The organism is Pacificibacter sp. (genome assembly GCF_039769035.1).
Classification (GTDB): domain Bacteria; phylum Pseudomonadota; class Alphaproteobacteria; order Rhodobacterales; family Rhodobacteraceae; genus Celeribacter.
Genome location: NZ_JBDMZG010000186.1, coordinates 1 through 3340 on the forward strand (window position 1 = coordinate 1; position 3340 = coordinate 3340).

General features: G+C 56.5%; 3 protein-coding genes. All 3 read left to right on the top strand.

Translation table 11 applies throughout. From position 1 onward, the window contains the following. Positions 1-246 (top strand): cytochrome P450 (locus tag ABF287_RS15180; protein WP_347185840.1); only part of this gene is annotated, 246 nt, incomplete at its 5' end. Positions 247-385: 139 nt separating this feature from the next. Beyond that, positions 386-1417, top strand: coding sequence for a cysteine synthase A (locus ABF287_RS15185; protein ID WP_347185841.1), 1032 nt, complete (start codon positions 386-388; stop codon positions 1415-1417). Next, positions 1417-3340 (top strand): DUF3772 domain-containing protein (locus ABF287_RS15190; protein ID WP_347185842.1); only part of this gene is annotated, 1924 nt, incomplete at its 3' end. The genes ABF287_RS15185 and ABF287_RS15190, both read left to right, overlap by 1 nt.

The window sequence follows — 3340 nt, forward strand, 5'->3', positions numbered from 1 at the left end:
GACAGGTTCAAGACCGACAACGGCAAACAATGTTTGCGCGACGCCTATATTCCATTTTCGTCGGGGGCACGGGTGTGCACCGGCGCGGGCTTTGCCATGGTGGAAGGGCCAATGTTGTTGGCGATGATCGCAGGGGCCTATAAGCTTCGGGTTGTGGACGGCGAAACGCCTGTGCCCGTGGCCCATCTGACGGTGCGCTCGGCAGAGGGGATTTGGCTGACACTGGAGAAACGCAGCACATCTTGAAAGCAAGACGCGCGGCTTAATGTTCTGTGACGGTGGATGAATCCAAAACACTGTCCTTGAATGACTGCGAAAGGCTTGAGTGTGGCGAACCTTCGTTCTACATATTCCAAGACTAAAGAATTAATAAGGAGCGCCGGATATGCGCGTGAACCAAGATCTCATCGACACAATCGGCAACACGCCTTTGATCCGCCTGAAAGGCCCGTCTGAGGCTACAGGCTGTGAGATTTTGGGCAAGGCTGAGTTCATGAACCCCGGCCAATCCGTGAAGGACCGCGCGGCGCTGTACATCATCAAAGACGCGATGGACAAAGGTCTGTTGAAACCGGGCGGCACCATTGTTGAAGGTACTGCTGGCAACACAGGCATCGGTCTGGCGCTTGTCGGCTCTGCTTTGGGCTTTCGCACGGTGATCGTGATCCCTGAGACGCAAAGCCAAGAGAAAAAAGACATGCTGCGTCTGGCGGGTGCGGAATTGGTGCAGGTGGCTGCGGCCCCTTATCGCAACCCGAACAACTATGTGCGCTACTCTGGTCGTTTGGCCGAACAGCTTGCACGCGAAACCAATGAGGGCGTGATCTGGGCCAACCAGTTCGACAATGTCGCCAACCGCCAAGCCCACATTGAAACCACAGGTCCTGAGATTTGGGAACAAACCGACGGCAAGGTCGACGGCTTTATCTGTGCTGTGGGCTCTGGTGGCACCATGGCTGGCGTTGGCATGGCGTTGCAGCCAAAAGGCGTCAAAATCGGTCTGGCCGATCCGATGGGGGCTGCTTTGCACAGCTACTACACCACCGGTGAGTTGAAATCCGAAGGCGGCTCCATCACCGAAGGCATCGGGCAGGGGCGTATCACCGCCAACTTGGAAGGCTTCAAGCCTGACTATTCCTACCAAGTGTCTGACGAAGAGGCGCTGCCTGTTGTGTTTGATTTGCTCGAGCACGAAGGCCTGTGCCTTGGTGGCTCTTCTGGTGTGAACGTTGCGGGTGCGATGAAAATGGCGCGTGAAATGGGGCCAGGCCACACGATTGTGACCGTGCTGTGTGACTATGGCACGCGCTACCAATCCAAACTGTTCAACCCTGAATTCCTTAAGGAAAAGGGCCTGCCAGTGCCAACCTGGCTTGATCGCGGACCCCGCGCTTTGCCTGACGTTTACGAGGGTTAATGCGCACGCTCATCAGCCGCCTCATCTTGATTTTTTGCTTGTGTCTGCCTCTTTCGGTGCAGGCACAAGAGGTCTCGGCGCCTGATTACGCGGCTTGGAACAGCTTTGCAGTGTCGCTCGAAAACGAGTTGCAAGGCGCTGCGCCTGATGACGCTGCTTTAGAAGCGGCACGCGCGCAACTCGTGGACTGGCGATCAGATTTTCTGGCAGCGCAAAGCATCAATGCGACGCGGATAGAAACCCTTCAAGCGCAGATTGAAACGCTTGGTCCTGCACCCACAGATGGGGGGGCAGAGCCACCGGATTTGTCTGCACGGCGCGCTGAATTGAACGCGCAGCTTGACGTGGCGATGACGCCTGTGCGCCAAGCGCAAGAGGCCTTTACCCGCGCCGATGGCGTGATTGGTGAAATTGACGACGTGCTGTTGTCCCGCCAAGCCGACGCTCTGATGGAGCTTGGGCCCACGCCGCTCAATCCCGTTTTGTGGCCAAAAGCCGTTGCGGATTTGTCTGACACAGTGGTCACGGCTTGGGCCAATACTGGCAATAATCTGACCAATGAACGCGTGCAAATGCGCCTCAAAGCCAATGGCGCGACGATCTTGTTTTTGACCATCCTTGCGGTGTTTCTTGTGCTGCGCGGACGTCGTTTGACGGATAAGGCGTCAGACAAAATCCAAAGTTATATCAAGGGCACTGCGGGGCGCGAAGTCTCTGGATTTGTTGGATCTTTAGGTCAGGTGATTGTGCCTGTTGCGGGACTGTTTGCCTTTTCGCAAGCGGCCAAAATATCAGGCATCTTGGACGAACGCGGGCAGGTCATCGCTGAGGCTGTGCCAGCGATTGGCTTTGCCTATTTCTTTGCCCTTTGGTTGGCCGCACGTGTGTTGAAGCCCACCGAAACAGCGGAGCCTGCCTTTGATCTAAGTCCTGCACAAACGCGCGAAGCCTCGGGGCATTTGGCGCTGATTGGCTTAGGCTACGGCGTACATTTGTTGCTGTCTGATATTGCGCGTATCGACGCTTATGATGCCGGCACGATGAGTGTTTTGCGCTTTCCGTTGATCGCCTTGATTGCCATTTCGTTGTTCCGCTTGGCGCAGATGTTGATTTCGGTCGACCGCGCCGACGCGCAGGTCATTGGACCGTCCATGGACCAAGGCGCGTCGCTGGGGTTCGTGGCACTGGTGTCGCGCTCAATGATGGGCTTGTTGCGACCTGCTGCGGTGATCGCGGTGCTGATGGGCGCTGTGGGCTACATGTCCGCGGCCAGTGGCATTGTTTACCCTTCCGTTCTCAGCCTCACGCTGCTGTGCGTCTTGTTGGTCGCCTCGCGGTTTGCGTCTGACCTATATGCTGCAATTTTACAGCGCGGACCGGAGGCGCGCGATGGCTTGGTGCCCGTGCTGGTGTCATTGGCCTTGGTTCTTTTGTCTATTCCGGTTTTTGCCCTGATCTGGGGCATGCGCGTTGAGCAATTGTTGGAAATTTGGACCGCGATGAAAAAGGGCGTGCCCTTGGGCGACGCGCATCTGTCCATCACCAATATTTTGACCGTCTTAATTGTGTTCGCCATTGGCTTTGGCCTGACGCGCTTGGTCAAGGCCGCGCTGTCTTCGACGATTTTGCCCAAAACAAATCTCGACCGTGGCGGCCAGCAGGCCGTGGTCTCAGGCACCGGTTACATCGGCGTGTTTTTGTCGGCGATTGTCGCGATTATGGCGGCCGGCATTGACTTGTCGGCTTTGGCACTGGTCGCGGGGGCCTTGTCGGTTGGGATCGGTTTTGGTCTGCAAAACATCGTGCAGAACTTTGTCTCCGGCATCATTTTGTTGATTGAGCGCCCTGTTTCTGAGGGCGATTGGATCGAGGTCGGGGATCAAATGGGCTTTGTGCGCGATATCTCCGTGCGCTCGACGCGGA